Genomic DNA, 15,247 nt, shown 5'->3' on the forward strand with positions numbered 1-15,247 from the left:
CTCCTGACGCTTCCGCGGGGGCAGCGCTCCAGCAGGAGAGCCCAAAGTCGGTGGCCGCTGTCGGCGGTCCCCGGCAGAGTGGTGCCATGTCGACCGGCAGGCCCACCGCGATCCGTGCCACCGGCCTGGTCAAGAGGTACGGCGCCGTCACCGCGCTCGACGGGCTCGACCTGGAGGTGGAGGAGGGCACCGTCCTGGGCCTGCTCGGGCCCAACGGTGCCGGCAAGACCACCGCGGTGCGGGTGCTCACCACGCTGCTGCGGCCCGACGCGGGCCACGCGGAGGTCGCGGGCATCGACGTGCTCCGCCATCCCCGGGAGCTGCGCCGGCGGATCGGGGTGTCGGGCCAGTACGCCGCCGTCGACGAACACCTGACCGGCTTCGAGAACCTCGACATGGTCGGGCGGCTCTACCACCTCGGGGCGGCCGAGAGCCGGGCCCGGGCGCGCGAGCTGCTCGACCAGTTCGACCTCGCGCACGCCGCGGGTCGGGTGGTCAAGGGCTGGTCCGGTGGCATGCGCCGGCGCCTCGACCTGGCGGGCGCGCTGGTGGCGAAGCCGCCGGTGATCTTCCTCGACGAGCCGACGACCGGGCTGGACCCGCGCGGCCGGGTCGGGATGTGGGACGTCATCGAGGAGTTGGTCCGTGGCGGGACCACGCTGCTGCTGACCACGCAGTACCTCGAGGAGGCCGACCGGTTGGCCGATCGGATCGCCGTGATCGACCGCGGCACGGTCATCGCGCTCGGCACGGCGGACGAGCTCAAGGCGCAGCTCGGGGGCGAGCAGGTCGAGGTGCGGCTGCCCTCCGGCGGCGACCTGGTGGCGGCGGCGCGCGCCGCCGCGGGCGTGGGCGTCGGCGAGCCGGTGATCGACGAGCGGGACCGGCGGCTGACGGTGCCGGTGGACGGCGGCACCCACGACCTGCGAGAGCTGCTCGACCGGCTGGACCGGGCCGGCGTCCCCGTCGCCGAGGCCGGGCTGCGCCGTCCGACGCTCGACGACGTGTTCCTGGCCCTGACCGGGCACGCCGCCGAGGAGCCCGCGCCCGCCGGTGAGGACGCCGACGAGGACGGAGCCGCGTGATGTCGGTCCTGGTCGAGGGCGCCTCCGACGCCTGGGTGATCACCCGCCGCAACCTGCGCAAGATCCTGCGGGTGCCGGACGTGCTCGTCTTCACGACGCTGTCGCCGATCATGTTCGTGCTGCTGTTCGCCTACGTGTTCGGCAACGCGATCGGCAGCCAGGACACCGGTGTCGACTACACCGAGTTCCTAGTCCCGGGCATCTTCGCGCAGACCGTCGTGTTCGGCGCGACCTTCACCGGCTACAGCCTCGCCGAGGACCTCCAGAAGGGCATCATCGACCGGTTCCGGTCACTGCCGATGTCGTCGTCCTCGGTGGTGCTCGGCCGCACCGTCGCCGACATCGGCATCAACATCGTCAGCCTCGTGGTGATGGCGCTGACCGGGCTCGTGGTGGGCTGGCGGATCCGGTCCTCGATGGTGGAGGCGCTGGCCGGCTTCCTCGTGCTGCTGGTGTTCGCGTTCGCGATCTCCTGGATCATGGCGACCGTCGCGCTGCTGGTGCGCACCCCCGAGGTCGTCAACAACGCGTCGTTCATCGTGATCTTCCCGCTGACGTTCATCGCCAACACGTTCGTCTCGATCAGCAACCTCCCCGGCCCGCTGGCGACGTTCGCGAACTGGAACCCGGTCTCCGCGGTCTGCCAGGCGGCGCGCGAGCTGTTCGGCAACACCGACCCGGCGGCGACGGTGCCCGACGCGTGGTCGATGCACCACCCGGTGCTCTACACGCTGGTGTGGGTGGTGCTGATCCTGCTCGTGTTCGTGCCGCTCTCGATCCGCCAGTACCGCCGCGCCACCAGTCGCTAGCGGGGACGCGTCAGCGGACCCGCTGATGGTGGTCGAGCGAGCCGCGCGACTGAGGAACGAAGTCGCGACCGGCGTGTCGAGACCCAGTCAGCTTCGTGGACACGCCAACTCCGCGAGCCGCGCCAGCGCCTTCGGGAAGATCTCGGCGGGCGGGGTCACCAGGCCGGCGCCGACCTGGCCGACGCCCGCCAGCTTGCCGGCCATGCCGGTGTTGATCTGCGGGAGGATCCCGGTCCGGCACACCATGGTCACGTCGATGCCCGTCGGCGTGCCCTGGAACTCGAGCACCGGCACCGACCACCGCGGGTTCTCGCCGAGGGTGATCTCGTGCATCCGGCGGGTGGTCGCGAGCGCGTCGGGGACCGAGCCGCCGACGAACCGCACGATCGCGGGCGCCGTGGCCATCGCGAAGCCGCCGATGCCGGCGGTCTCGGTGATCGCCGAGTCGCCGATGTCGGGGTTGGCGTCCTCGGGCCCGTAGTCGCCGAGGAACAGGCCGTCGGCCAGCTGCGCCGGGCCGGTGAACCACTCGTCGCCGGTGCCCGCGACCTGGATGCCGAAGTCGGTGCCGTTGCGGGCCATCGCCACGACCATGGTGGACCCGTCGATGCCGCGGGCCGCGTCCAGCGCCAGCTTGCACGCGGGCATCGCGAGGTTGAGGAAGAAGTGGTCGTTGGCGCCGATGAAGCGCAGCGCCTCGGCGACGTCGGCCGGATCGCTCCCGGCCGACCCGATCGACCCGACCAGCGCGGGGGAGAGGTCGCGCAGCAGCATCAGGGTGCCGGCCCGGTTGCGGTTGTGGGCCTCGTCGCCCATCTGGAGCATCTGGGTGAGGATGCCGGTCACGTCGACCGGCCCGGCCTCGGAGTCGCGCACGGTGCGGACCGCGCGCTGGAGCAGCGGCCCGAGCACGTCGCCCATCCAGCGCAGCCGGGTGATCACCTCGGGGGAGTAGGCGCCGTACCGCAGCACCTTGCCGAGACCCTCGTTGAGCGAGCAGTAGCTGCGCCGGCCGGTGGCCGGGTCCTCGAGGACGAACACCCACATGCTCGGCGTCACCACGCCGGCCATCGGGCCGACCGCGGAGCGGTGGTGGCACGGCTCGAGGGAGACGCTGGTCCCGGCCTCGAACAGCGCGGCCGCGTCCTCCGGGTCGGCGACGAGACCCTCGAGGGCGGCGCCGCCCATCAGGGCGCCGCGGAGCGGGCCGGAGGCGCGGTCCCAGCCGATCGGCGGGCCGGCGTGCAGGAACTGGCCCGGCTCCAGGCCGAGGGCCTCGGAGGCCGGCAGCACGTCGACCAGGGTGGCGGTGACCCCCAGCATCGCGGCCAGGGCCCGCTCGTTGGCGGCCTGCCGCCGGGGGTCGGCGGCGACGGTCGCGAGGTCCGCGGCGGTGCCGTCCATCGGGGGCCGCCAGTCCACGCGGGTGACGGGCACGGCCTGGTCGGCGACGGCGTCGGCGAGCAGGTCGGCGCCGACGTTCACGACGGCCTCGGGGGTGGTCATCGGGTCCCTCCCAGCAGCTCGATCGCACGGCGGGTCGCGCCGGCGTTGGACAGGTGCACCTCGGCGCCGGCGTCCACCAGGGCGCGGACCTGCCGGTCGCGTCCCTGCGGGTCGCCTGCGGTGCCGACGACCGCGACCACCACCGGTTGCGCGACCCCGGCGAGGGCCGGGGCCAGCGACGCGGCGGGGTCGGGCTCGGCGCCGTGACCGAGCACGACGTCGAGCAGCAGCACCCCGGTCGTCGGGTCCGCTGCGGCCCGGGCGAGGTGCTCGAGGCGGATCGACGGGTCGATCATCGGGTGCGCCCGACCGGTCGTGTACTCGTCGTCGCCGAAGTCCACGAACGTGTGGCCGTCGGCCTCGCCGAGCAGCTCACCGGCGACCAGGGCGGCCTCGCTGGCGAGCGTGCCGCCGACGAACAGCCCGCGCAGCGCCCCTGGGTTGACCCGCGGGGAGACATCGGGTGGGTCGACCGGCCAGGCGGGCACCTCGCGACCGAGCCGCCGCAGCACCGCCTCGGCCGCGGCCGTGAGGTCGGGCCGGCCCGGGCCGAGCAGCGCGAGCTCGACCGGCGTGGCCAGGGCGGCGGCGTACGCCTCGATCTCGGCGGTCACGTCCGCCGCCGGCGGCTTGGAGATCAGCACGATCAGCTCGACGCCCGGGTCCTCGTCGAGGCGGCGCAGCGCCTCGCGGGTGGCCAGGCCACGGACCTCGGCGGAGAGGTCGCGCCCGCCGACGCCGAGTGCGGAGGTGACCCCGACGCCGGCGTGGTCGAGCAGGGCGAGGAGCTGCTGGCAGCCGGTGCCCGAGGCCGCGACGATGCCGACCGGGCCGGGCTCGACGACGTTGGCGAAGCCGAGGCCGACGCCGTCGACCACCGCCGTGCCGCAGTCGGGCCCCATCACCAGCACGCCGCGCTCGGCGGCAGCCCGCTTGAGGGCCAGCTCCTGCTCGAGCGGGACGTTGTCGCTGAAGACCATCACGTCGCGGCCCGCCTCGACGGCGTCCATCGCCTCGACGAAGGCGTGCGCGCCCGGCACCGAGACGAGGGCGACAGCATCGGGAGTACGCCGCAGCGCGCTCGCCGTGGTCCGCGGCGGGGCGATCGTGGCGGCACCCTCGTCGCGACGGTTCGCGTCGCGCAGCGCCTGGTCGACCCCGGCGAGCGCGGCCGGCAGCGCGTCCGCCGCCTCGAGCCGGAGCGCCACCACGAGGTCGTTGGGGCCCGCCTGCGCCGGGACCTCGAAGCCCATCCCGGTGAGCACCTCGACGTTGAGCGGGGTCGCCATCGCGACCTGGGCGGCGAGCACGCCGGGCAGCCCCTGGACGACCCGGCTGACCTGGAGCAGCGTCACGGAGTCGGCGTACGCGCCGGGGCGGAGCTCGACATGGGTGGGACTGGGCGTGGTCATGCGGCGCCTCTCAGGTGGTCGAGGACGAAACGGGCGCCCTGCAGCATCCCGCGTCCGGAGGTGTGGCCGACGGCGGCCAGGGTCGCCGTGCGGTCGGGGTCGTCGGGGGTGGCCACCCAGGCGGCGAACTCGGGGATCACCTCACCGTGCATCGCGCAGTCGAGGAGGGTGGCCGAGAGCAGCGTGGTGCGGTCGACGCAGGCCCGGATGGCCGCGTCGGCGTCGGGCGTCGGCACGCCCAGGCCGCGGTGGACCGCAAGCCAGCCGCACAGCACGTCGTCGTCGTACGGCGTGAGCCCGTCGCCGCGGCCGACCATCTCCCGCACGTCCCCGGGGAGCGGGGCGGGGCCGCTCGTCGTCGCGGCGGTGAGCCGCGGGACCGTCACGTCGACGATCCGGCCGATCACCAGCGGCTCGTCGTCGAGGTGCAGCACGCCCCCGGTGACGCGGGCGCTGCCGGCGTCGAGCGCGTCCAGGGCGGTGCGCAGCGCGCACGGTACGGCGGTCGCGCGGGTGCCGACCACGCCGACGCAGGATCCGGCCAGGTCGAGGTAGATCGCGTCCCGGCCGCGGTGCACCACCGGCAGCGGTCCGTCGGGCGCCGCGTGCAGGCGGGCACGCACCCGAGCCGGCGCGCTGACGGGGATCACCTTCCCGACGCTATCGGGGCCGATTACCGTTTGCCGATGTGAGGTTGTGCCAACGGGGCACGCAGAGGAGCGCAAGTGTTGATAAGTGGAGACCGCGAGGAGCTGGCCAGTGCCGCGCTGGCCAAGGTGGACGCCCTGCACACCGGGCTGACCCAGATCGTGCTCGAGGGCGGCAACCTGGACGGCATCGCGGCCGAGGTCGCGCGGGTGCTGGAGGTCGGCGTGGCGTTCACGAGCACCGACGGCCGCGAGCGCGCCTCGGCGCTCCCGGAGGACCTGCGCTCGGCCCTCGACTCCCACGACCTGGTCGACCCGACCGGACGGTTGCGGGTCGAGCGGATGGCGGGCGACGGGGCCCCGGTCGAGACCGGCGAGGCGCGCAGCCTCCGGGTGGCGGCGGGCGGCGTGGACCTGGCCCGACTGGTCTGCCTGCGCCCGGACGAGCCGCTCAGCTCCGACGACGTGCACGCCCTGGAGCGGGCGGCCGCGGTCGCGGCGCTGCTGATCACCCGCGAGGAGGCCGTCACCGCGGTCGAGAACAAGTACCAGGGCGACTTCCTGCGCGACCTGCTGATGCGCCGCGGCGGCCTGGCCAACGACCAGGCGTACGTCACCGAGCACGCCGCGACCTTCGGCTGGGACCTGGCCCGCCCGGTGGTCGTCGTCTCGGCCGAGATCGACCCGGTGCCGGGGGAGGAGCCCGTCGGGGGCGTGCAGCGCCGCCAGTGGCAGGAGCGCTTCTCGGCCGCGTGGCGCCAGGTCAGCAACGGCCTCGGGACCGGGATCCCGTGCGTGGACTTCTCCTCGGAGGTGGTCACGCTGCTGCCGTTGGCCGGCTACGGGCCGGAGGACGACCCCGGCGACCGGCGCGAGGACGAGCCGGTCGCGGGCCACGACGTCGTACGCCGGGCGGTGACCGCCGTCGCCGGCGACAAGGGCGGCGGCCGCCGCTCGTTCTCGGTCGGCGTCAGCCGGGTCGCCCGCACCCTCGACGAGCTGCCCGGCGCCTACGCGCAGGCGCGCCGAGCCGTCGAGGTCGGCCGGCGGGTGAGCGGCTGGGGGTCCACGACGTTCTTCGACCAGCTCGGCCTGCACCGGCTGATCGCGCTCATCCCCCCGGAGGAGAACGGCGAGCTGCGCTCGTTCGTCCGCGACGTGCTCGGCCCGCTGGCCGAGCCGACCAGCGAGGCCGCCGACCTGCGCGAGACGCTCCAGGTGCTGCTGGACACGAACTTCAACGTCGCCGAGGCCGCGCGGCTGCAGTTCTTCCACTACAACACGATGCGCTACCGGGTCTCGAAGCTGGAGCGGCTGCTCGGGCCGCTCTCCACCGATCCGCACCTGCGCCTCGACGTCGCCGTGGCCCTGCGAGTGCTGGAGCTCGCCGGCTGACCCCCGCGGCGTCCGCCCTCAGCCCTCCCCGGGCCGGCAGCGGGTGCCCGGCCGGTTTCCCCGGTGAACCGGGGAAACCGGAACTGTTGGGCCGAAACTTCGGGCCAGAAGTTCCAACTTCCCCGGTGAACCGGGGAAACCGCGGCCGCGAGCGTGTCGTGCGGGTTCGGCTGCCGGATGGTCCGAACACGCGGCCGCCGGCGGCGTGACGCGCAGATGTCCTCGACGAGGCTCGCCGACAACAGGTGCCAGCCATCCCGGCGTTCCTTCGGCATTTATCGCCGTCGTCGGTGTGTTATGTGCATCACTAGTTTGTGACCCACTCGGGACCGGTCACCAAGGCGGAAGGGTGCTTTGTCATGTCGATGTTCAAGTGGGAGTTGGTCGATCCCAAACCTGGTGAGGCCGTAGCGCCGCACCAGCGGCTCAGCTGGGGCAAGACGGTGGGCCTCGGCGCCCAGCACGTCGTGGCGATGTTCGGGGCGACGTTCGTCTTCCCGCTGATCATGGGCCTCAATGCCAACCTCGCCATCATGATGAGCGGCATCGCGACGATCTGCTTCCTGCTGATCGTGCAGGGCAAGGTGCCGAGCTATCTGGGGACCTCGGCCTCGTTCGTGGGCGCCGCGGCGGCCATCTACGCCTACCAGGGCGGCGACGGGCCGGGCGGCCCCGCCGACGTGACGGGCGCGATCCTGGTCGCCGGCATCGTGCTGGCCATCGTCGGCGTGATCGTCCACTACCTCGGCGCCGACTCGGTCAACGCCGTGCTGCCGCCGGTCGTCACCGGGGCCGTGGTCATGCTGATCGGCTTCAACCTGGCTCCGGTCGCGACCCTCACCTACATGCCCTCCGACCCGTGGGTCGCGCTGATCACGATGACTGCCGTCATCTTGATGGCGGTCGGCCTCCGCGGCTTCTTCGGCCGGATCGCGGTGTTCCTCGGCCTGATCTTCGGCTACCTGCTCTCGGTGGTCTGGGACTGGATCTTCGGCCAGAGCACGCTGCCGCTGCCCGGCAACCCCGAGCCCGGCCCGCACGACCGCGTCAACTGGGACGCCGTCAAGAACGCCGACTGGTTCGGCTTCCCGGTCCACACCAAGGACGGGCTCGTCGGCAACCAGGCCTTCACCGACGGCTACGCGAACGTCGGCTGGCACATGCCGTCGTTCTCGATCGCGTTCATCCTGCTCGCGCTGCCGGCGGTCATCGCCCTGGTCGCCGAGAACATCGGCCACGTCAAGGCAGTGGCGGAGATGACCAAGACCGACCTCGACCCGGTCATGGGCCGGGCGATCGCCGCCGACGGTGTCGGCACGGTCATCGCCTCGACGGTCGGTGGCTCGCCGACCACGACGTACGCCGAGAACATCGGCGTCATGGCGGCCACCCGGGTCTACTCCACGGCGGCCTACTTCGTCGCCGCGATCGTGGCGATCCTGCTGGGTCTGGTGCCCAAGTTCGGTCAGATCGTCAACGCGACCCCGCCGGCCGTGCTCGGCGGCATCACGCTCGTCCTCTACGGCATGATCGGCCTGCTCGGCGCCAAGATCTGGAAGGAGAACGGCGTCGACTTCGCCAAGCCCATCAACCTGGTCCCGGTCGCCGCCGGCATCATCCTCGCGATCGGCAACGCCGACCTGAAGATCACCGACGACTTCCACCTGACCGGCATCGCGCTCGGCACTCTCGTGGTCGTCCTCGGCTATCACCTCGCGCGGGTGGTCGCCCCCAAGGACCTCGACGACGGCACGATGATCGCCGTCGGCCACGAGGGCGTGCACGCCGAGGACCACGCGGCACCGCACGACCACCACCACTGATCTGAGCAAAGGAAGTCGTGAAGCCAGCACCGTTCGAGTACCGCCGGCCGGGGACGATCGCCGAAGCAGTGACCGCCCTGGCCGGCGGGACGGACAGCAAGGTGCTGGCCGGTGGCCAGAGCCTGGTCCCATTGCTGTCGATGCGTCTCGCCGCCCCGGCGCTGCTCGTCGACATCAACGCGATCCCGGGCCTGGACACCATCGAGGTCGAGGGGGAGGACGGCGGCGTCCGGGTGGGCGCGCTCGCCCGGCATGCCGCCGTCCTGGCCTCGCCGGACGTACACCGCGTCCAGCCCCTCGTGCCGATGGCCCTGGCCCACGTCGCGCACGCGACGATCCGCAACCGGGGCACCACCGTCGGCTCGCTCGTGCACGCCGACGCCGCGGCGGAGATGCCGGCGGTGCTGGCCCTGCTGGGCGGCAGCGTCGAGGTGGAGGGCCCGGCCGGCGGGCGCACGATCCCGGCCGACGAGCTGTTCGTCGGGCCGCTGGAGTCCTCCCTCGCCCACGACGAGATCGCGCTGTCGGCGTACTTCCCGGCGCTCGCCCCGGGCGCCGGGGTGGCGTTCGACGAGATCGCCCGGCGGCACGGCGACTACGCGCTGGTCGGTGCGGCGGCCCTGGTGGACGGGGACGAGGTGCGGGTCGGCTACCTCTCGGTCGCCGACGTGCCTACCGTCGTCGACCTCTCCGGGGTTGCGGAGGAGGAGCTCGGGGACGCGGCGCTCACCCACCTCGAGCCCGGAGACGACATCCACGCCACCGCCGAGTACCGCGCCCAGCTGGTGCGGGTGCTCACCACACGGGTGGTTCGATCGGCACGCGAGCATGCCCAGCAGTCCAGGGAGGGACGACGGTGACCGAGGAGCTGCACGACGTTCGGCTGAGCGTCAACGGCACGACGTACGACACCCGGGTGCCGGCGCGCCGGCTGCTGTCCGACGCGCTGCGCCACGACCTGGGGCTCACGGGCACGCACGTGGGCTGCGAGCACGGCGTCTGCGGCGCCTGCACGATCCTGGTCGACGGCGAGCCGATGCGCTCCTGCCTGATGTTCGCGGTCTCAGCGGTGGACCACGAGCTCACCACGGTCGAGGGACTGACCAACGAGGACGGGTCGCTGAGCCCCGTGCAGCAGGCGTTCTCGGAGTGCCACGGCCTCCAGTGCGGCTTCTGCACCCCCGGCTTCCTGACCACGATCACGGCCGGGCTGCGCGACAACCCGACCCCCACGCACGAGGAGGCCCGCGACATGATCGCCGGCAACCTGTGCCGCTGCACCGGCTACCAGAACATCGTCAAGGCGGTGGAGCGGGCCGCCGAGCTGGTCGAGCTCGCCGAGCTCGTCGAGACCCCCGCACCCGAAGCAGGGCGGTGATCCGATGACCACCAAGCTGATGGGCCAGAAGGTCCAGCGGGTCGAGGACCAGCGGTTCCTGCGCGGGCAGGGTCGGTACGTCGACGACGTCGGCGTCTCCGGCAGCACCCAGCTGCTCCACGCCGCCGTGCTGCGCTCCCCGCACGCCCACGCCCGGATCCTCGACATCGACGTCGAGGCGGTCCTCGACCTCGAGGGCGTGCACGCGGTCTGGACGTACGACGACCTCGCCGGGCTGGCCGCGCCGATGGCCGAGCCGCTGCCGCTGCTGATCCCGCACCCCGCGCTCACCCACGGCCGCACCCAGTACGCGCTGGCCAGGGACGAGGTCAACTACGCCGGCGAGGCGATCGCCTTCGTCGTGGCCGACGACCGCTACCTCGCCGAGGACGCGGTCGGGCGGATCCGGGTCTCCTACGAGCCGCTGCCACCGGTGGTCGGGATCGACGCCGCCCGGGAGGCCCGGGCGCTGGTCCACGAGGACGTGCCCGGCAACATCGGGGCCCGGCTGGAGCAGAACGTCGGCGACGCTCCTGCCGCGATCAAGGCCGCGCCGCACACGCTCTCCCTCGACCTCACCGTCGAGCGCAGTGCCTGCACCCCGCTCGAGGGGCGCGGGACGGTCGCCCGCTGGGACCCCGACATCAACCGGCTCCAGGTGTGGACCTCGACGCAGAGCTCCACCGGCGTGCGAGCCGCGGTCGCGGTCAAGCTCGGCCTGGACCTGGGCCAGGTCGACGTGATCACCCCGGACGTCGGCGGCGGGTTCGGGGTCAAGATCAACCACCCGTGGCCCGAGGAGCTGCTGGTGCCGCTCGCGGCCCGCGCCCTGGGCCGCACGGTCAAGTTCACCGAGGATCGGCGCGAGCACTTCATCTCCTCCGCGCACGAGCGCGGCCAGGTCCAGCACATCGAGGTCGGCTTCGACGACGACGGGCGGCTGCTCGGCCTCGACGTCGAGTTCTGGCACGACCACGGCGCGTACACGCCGTACGGGCTGATCGTCCCGATCATCACCTCCACCCAGCTGCTCGGCCCCTACAAGCCGCACAACTACCGGGTGGTCTTCGAGTCGCTCTACACCAACACGGTGATGGTCACGCCCTACCGCGGCGCCGGCCGGCCCCAGGGCTGCTACGCCATGGAGCGCACGATGGACGCGATCGCGGCGTACCTCGGCAAGGACCGCGCCGACGTCCGCGCGGTGAACTTCATCCAGCCCGATGAGTTCCCGTTCGACCAGGGGCTGATCTTCCAGGACGGACGCGAGCTGGAGTACGACTCCGGCGACTACCCGGCGTCGCTGGAGAAGATCAAGGCGCTCGTGGGCTGGGACGAGTTCCCGGCGTTCCAGCGGGAGATGGCGGCGCAGGGCCGCCGGGTCGGCATCGGCCTGGCCTGCTACGTCGAGGGCACCGGTGTCGGCCCCTACGAGGGCGCGCACGTGCACATCGAGACCTCCGGCAAGGTCAAGGTCGCCACCGGCCTCACCACCCAGGGCCAGGGCCACGCGACGGTGTTCGCGCAGCTCGTCGCCGACGAGCTCGGCGTGAAGTTCGAGGACGTCGAGGTCGTCACCGGCGACACCCGCCGGATGGCGTACGCCGTGGGCACCTTCGCCTCGCGTGCCGCGGTGATGAGCGGCTCGGCGATCCACCTCGCGGCCAAGCGGGCCAAGGAGAAGGTGCTCAAGATCGCCGCCGACGCGTTGGAGGCGGCCCCCGAGGACCTCGAGATCGTCGACGGGGTCGTGTCCGTCAAGGGCTCACCGGGCGCCTCGATCGACCTAGGGACGGTCTCGGTGCTCTCCAACCCGCTGCGCTACGCCTTCGACGAGGCGTCCAAGGCCGCGACCCAGTTCTCCGTCGGCGACCCCGGCAAGCCGCCGGTCGCCGAGGACGACGAGCCCGGCCTGGAGGGCAAGGACTTCTACTCCCCGGAGCGGGCCACCTTCGCCTCCGGCATGCACGCCGTGATCGTCGAGACCGACCCCGAGACCGCCGAGATCAAGATCCTCAAGTACGCCGTCGTCCACGACTGCGGTCACCTGATCAACCCGATGATCGTCGAGGGCCAGATCCACGGGGGCGTCGCCCAGGGCGTGGGCGGCGCGCTCTACGAGCGGATGGCGTACGACGAGTCCGGCCAGCTGCTGAACGCGTCCTTCATGGACTTCCTGATGCCCTACGTCACCGAGGTCCCCGACGGCATCGACATCGACCACCTGGAGACCCCCTCGCCGCTCAACCCGCTCGGCATCAAGGGCGCGGGCGAGGCCGGCGTCATCCCGTCGGCGGCGGTGTTCGCGGCGGCGATCGAGGACGCCGAGCGGGTCGACCGCCCGGCACTCGCGATCACCGCGATGCCGATCTCGCCCTCCGAGCTGTACACCCTGCGACAGGAGCACCCCCGATGAAGATCACCGGATCCAACGTCGTCCCGTACCCCGTCGAGCAGGTCTGGGACGCGATCCTCGACCCGCGGGTGCTGGTGGCGACCATCCCCGGCTGCGAGCGGCTGGAGACACGGAGCTCGACTCCTGGGAGTGAGCACGCCTACGACATGACCGTCACCGCGGGCGTGGCGGCGATCAAGGGCACCTACGCCGGTGCCTGCGTCCTCTCCGACCTCGTCGAGCACGAGTCGCTCGTGATGCGGCTCGAGGGCGCCGGCGCGCCGGGCACCATCGACGCGACCGTGAACGTCTACTTCGGCGAGGCGGAGCCCGGCCACACCAAGATCGACTACGACGCCGACGCGGTCGTCGGCGGCATGGTCGGCGGGGTCGGGCAGCGGATGCTCACGTCGGTCTCGCGGCGGATGGCCGGTGAGTTCTTCAGCAACGTGGGCCAGGCCATCGGCGCGCCCGCACCCGCAGCCGCCGTGGCCGCCGCTCCGGGCGCCGCGGGCGCCCCGGGCGCCCCGGCCGCCGTGGGGCAGGTCTTCACCGCTCCCGCCAAGGCCGGCATCGCCTCGCGCGACGACTTCGTGAAGGGCATCGCCGTCGGCGCCGGCCTGGTCCTGCTCGGCGTGCTCGCCGGATCGCTGCGGCGGCGCCGGTGACCACTCGACCGGCGGCCGTGACGGTTTCCCCGGTTCACCGGGGAAGTTGGAACTTCTGGCCCGAAGTTTCGGCCCAACACTTCCGGTTTCCCCGGTTCACCGGGGAAACCGCCGGGGGCTCGCGGCGGGGCGGGGCGCGGCGATGAGCGGGGTCACGGTCGAGTCGACCGCGCGCGAGCAGGCGGCCGCCGTACGCGCGAAGGAGATCTCGGCGCGCGAGCTGCTCGACCTGCACCTGGCGCGGATCGCCGAGCGCAACCCGGAGCTGAACGCGATCGTCTCTCTCGACGAGGAGCGTGCCCGCGAGGGCGCCGCCGAGGCCGACCGGGCGCTCGCCGCCGCCGATCGTGACGGCACCGACGTCGGCCCGCTGCACGGGCTGCCGTTCGCGTTCAAGGACACCCACGCGGTCGCCGGCTGGCGCACCACCTACGGATCGCCGCTGTACGCCGACCACGTCCCCGACGCCGACGAGCTGATCGTCGAGCGGGTACGCCGCGCCGGTGTCGTGGTGATCGGCAAGACCAACGTGCCGGAGTTCGCGGCCGGGTCGCACACGTTCAACCGGGTCTTCGGGACCACCCTCAACCCGGTCGACCCGTCGCGCTCGGCCGGCGGCTCCAGCGGGGGAGCGGCCAGCGCGCTGGCCGCCGGGATGGTGCCCCTCGCGGACGGCTCGGACATGGGCGGCTCGTTGCGCAACCCCGCGTCGTTCTGCGGCGTCTTCGGGCTGCGCCCCTCGCTCGGCCGGGTGCCGGAGTGGCCGCTGTACAACCAGTGGGAGACGACCTCGGTGGGTGGCCCGATGGCGCGCAACGTCGGCGACCTCGCGCTGCTCCTCTCGGTGCTGGCCGGGCCCGACCCGCGCGCACCCCAGGCGCTCGGGGACCCGGGCGCGACCTTCGCCCCTCCACTCGCGGGCTCGCTGGCCGGGCTGCGGGTGGCGGTCTCGGTCGACCTCGGCGGTGCGTTCGAGGTCGACCACGAGGTGGCGGCGGTCGTGGAGTCCTCGGCGGCGGCCTTCACGGCCGCGGGTGCCCAGGTGACGGCGGCGCACCCGGTCCTCACCGAGGCCGACGACACGTTCCGGACGCTGCGCGCCTGGCACCTGCAGGCCAAGCTCGGCGGCCTGCTCGCCGCCCACCCCGACGGTCTCAAGCCGTCGCTGGCCGACAACATCCGGCTCGGCGAACACCTCACCGGCGCCGACGTGGCCCGCGCCTATACCCAGCGCACCGCGCTGTCCGAGCGGATGCGGGAGTTCTTCGTCCCCGGCGGGCAGGGCTTCGACCTGCTGGTGCTCCCGGTCTCCCAGGTGCCGCCGTTCCCGGCGGACCAGGAGTACCCCGCCACCATCAACGGCCGGCCGATGCAGACCTACCTGGACTGGATGCGCGCGGCGTACCTGATCACCGTCACCGGCTGCCCCGCGATCTCGGTGCCGTTCGGGCACACCTCCGACGGGTTGCCCATCGGCCTGCAGCTGGTCGCCGCGCACGGCCGGGACCGGTTCCTCCTCGAGACCGCCGCGGCGCTCGAGGCCCGCTGAGCTGTTCGGCACTGCTGCCGGGCTGCTGCCGGGCGGCCGTCGATCCGGTCTGGTCCACGCCGTCTCGCTGTCCACAGGCACGGGAGGAACCTGTGGGTTTCGGGCCCTCTGACTGTGGAGGACCGGGACCTGAGTTGTGGACCGGGCAGGGTCTTTCGGTGGAACCAGGAGAATGTTGCGCGAACCCCTTGCGCGGTCCCCGGTCGGGGGCATAGAACTCTCTCACGCACTCCGGAGACGGGGAGCGGGACAGCTCGGAGACGAGGGTCCGAACGACGCGAGGCGGCTTGCCGGCTCGTGGCGCAGCGGCTGGGTGACGAGGTCGCTGGGACCGGAGAGAAAGAGCGTGTCGACCGGAAGCGTCACCGGTACCGGTCACCCGAAGGGCCCCTTGCGACTCATACTCGCGAGGGGCCCTTCACCATTTCCCGGGTGCGCCGTGCCGAGCGTCGGCGTCGGGTCTGCTGGCCTGCGGCCGGTCCAGCCGCTCGAGCCGGTCGACGAGAATCCTGCTCAACTGTGGGAATCTCGCGGTGATCTGTGGATGACCGGTGGGCGATCTGTGGATGAACGGGCTGGT

Annotated in this window: 12 protein-coding genes; 9 read left to right on the forward strand and 3 right to left on the reverse strand. The window is 72.7% G+C overall.

The window, feature by feature from the left end; genetic code table 11:
* Nucleotides 1–86: 86 nt before the first annotated feature.
* On the forward strand, nucleotides 87–1,085 hold the full coding sequence (locus NOCA_RS08905) for a daunorubicin resistance protein DrrA family ABC transporter ATP-binding protein (RefSeq protein WP_041546411.1): 999 nt from the start codon (nucleotides 87–89) through the stop codon (nucleotides 1,083–1,085).
* On the forward strand, nucleotides 1,085–1,894 hold the full coding sequence (locus NOCA_RS08910) for an ABC transporter permease (protein WP_011754945.1): 810 nt from the start codon (nucleotides 1,085–1,087) through the stop codon (nucleotides 1,892–1,894). The genes NOCA_RS08905 and NOCA_RS08910 overlap by 1 nt, the downstream gene beginning before the upstream one ends.
* Nucleotides 1,895–1,981: 87 nt before the next feature.
* On the opposite strand, the gene NOCA_RS08915 is transcribed toward NOCA_RS08910, so the two are convergent.
* From NOCA_RS08915 to NOCA_RS08925, 3 genes are read right to left on the reverse strand one after another with little or no spacing between them, the layout of a single operon-like run.
* The gene (locus NOCA_RS08915; RefSeq protein ID WP_011754946.1) at nucleotides 1,982–3,400 is read right to left on the reverse strand and encodes a DUF1116 domain-containing protein; all 1,419 of its coding nucleotides are present in this window, start codon (nucleotides 3,398–3,400) and stop codon (nucleotides 1,982–1,984) included.
* Nucleotides 3,397–4,812, reverse strand: coding sequence for an FdrA family protein (locus NOCA_RS08920; protein ID WP_011754947.1), 1,416 nt, complete (start codon nucleotides 4,810–4,812; stop codon nucleotides 3,397–3,399). Before NOCA_RS08920 ends, NOCA_RS08915 begins: the two co-directional genes overlap by 4 nt.
* On the reverse strand, nucleotides 4,809–5,462 hold the full coding sequence (locus tag NOCA_RS08925) for a DUF2877 domain-containing protein (protein ID WP_011754948.1): 654 nt from the start codon (nucleotides 5,460–5,462) through the stop codon (nucleotides 4,809–4,811). Before NOCA_RS08925 ends, NOCA_RS08920 begins: the two co-directional genes overlap by 4 nt.
* A gap of 78 nt (nucleotides 5,463–5,540) precedes the next feature.
* On the opposite strand from NOCA_RS08925, the gene NOCA_RS08930 reads away from it, so the two are divergent.
* The 7 genes from NOCA_RS08930 (at nucleotide 5,541) to NOCA_RS08960 (ending at nucleotide 14,667) form a co-directional block, all read left to right on the forward strand.
* Nucleotides 5,541–6,854, forward strand: coding sequence for a PucR family transcriptional regulator (locus NOCA_RS08930; protein WP_041547278.1), 1,314 nt, complete (start codon nucleotides 5,541–5,543; stop codon nucleotides 6,852–6,854).
* Nucleotides 6,855–7,213: 359 nt separating this feature from the next.
* On the forward strand, nucleotides 7,214–8,677 hold the full coding sequence (locus tag NOCA_RS08935) for a uracil-xanthine permease family protein (RefSeq protein WP_011754950.1): 1,464 nt from the start codon (nucleotides 7,214–7,216) through the stop codon (nucleotides 8,675–8,677).
* Between the two features lie 17 nt (nucleotides 8,678–8,694).
* Nucleotides 8,695–9,537 (forward strand): FAD binding domain-containing protein, encoded by an 843-nt coding sequence (locus tag NOCA_RS08940; protein WP_011754951.1) that lies wholly within the window; start codon nucleotides 8,695–8,697, stop codon nucleotides 9,535–9,537.
* Complete coding sequence (locus tag NOCA_RS08945) at nucleotides 9,534–10,055, forward strand: (2Fe-2S)-binding protein (protein WP_011754952.1); 522 nt, start codon at nucleotides 9,534–9,536, stop codon at nucleotides 10,053–10,055. The genes NOCA_RS08940 and NOCA_RS08945 overlap by 4 nt, the downstream gene beginning before the upstream one ends.
* A gap of 4 nt (nucleotides 10,056–10,059) precedes the next feature.
* Nucleotides 10,060–12,471 (forward strand): aerobic carbon-monoxide dehydrogenase large subunit, encoded by a 2,412-nt coding sequence (gene cutA / locus NOCA_RS08950; protein WP_011754953.1) that lies wholly within the window; start codon nucleotides 10,060–10,062, stop codon nucleotides 12,469–12,471.
* Entirely contained in the window at nucleotides 12,468–13,118 is a 651-nt protein-coding gene (locus NOCA_RS08955; RefSeq protein WP_011754954.1) for an SRPBCC family protein, read from the forward strand. Before cutA ends, NOCA_RS08955 begins: the two co-directional genes overlap by 4 nt.
* 142 nt (nucleotides 13,119–13,260) lie before the next feature.
* Nucleotides 13,261–14,667, forward strand: coding sequence for an amidase (locus tag NOCA_RS08960; RefSeq protein ID WP_011754955.1), 1,407 nt, complete (start codon nucleotides 13,261–13,263; stop codon nucleotides 14,665–14,667).
* Nucleotides 14,668–15,247 lie beyond the last annotated feature (580 nt).

It is taken from the genome of Nocardioides sp. JS614 (assembly GCF_000015265.1).
GTDB lineage: Bacteria > Actinomycetota > Actinomycetes > Propionibacteriales > Nocardioidaceae > Nocardioides.

Bases quoted from the DNA above. Each gene is read 5' to 3' on its own strand.
- NOCA_RS08905 (WP_041546411.1), top strand. From the start codon at position 87: ATGTCGACCGGCAGGCCCACCGCGATCCGTGCCACCGGCCTGGTCAAG.
- NOCA_RS08910 (WP_011754945.1), top strand. From the start codon at position 1,085: ATGTCGGTCCTGGTCGAGGGCGCCTCCGACGCCTGGGTGATCACCCGC.
- NOCA_RS08915 (WP_011754946.1), bottom strand. From the start codon at position 3,400: ATGACCACCCCCGAGGCCGTCGTGAACGTCGGCGCCGACCTGCTCGCC.
- NOCA_RS08920 (WP_011754947.1), bottom strand. From the start codon at position 4,812: ATGACCACGCCCAGTCCCACCCATGTCGAGCTCCGCCCCGGCGCGTAC.
- NOCA_RS08935 (WP_011754950.1), top strand. From the start codon at position 7,214: ATGTCGATGTTCAAGTGGGAGTTGGTCGATCCCAAACCTGGTGAGGCC.
- cutA (WP_011754953.1), top strand. From the start codon at position 10,060: ATGACCACCAAGCTGATGGGCCAGAAGGTCCAGCGGGTCGAGGACCAG.
- NOCA_RS08955 (WP_011754954.1), top strand. From the start codon at position 12,468: ATGAAGATCACCGGATCCAACGTCGTCCCGTACCCCGTCGAGCAGGTC.
- NOCA_RS08960 (WP_011754955.1), top strand. From the start codon at position 13,261: ATGAGCGGGGTCACGGTCGAGTCGACCGCGCGCGAGCAGGCGGCCGCC.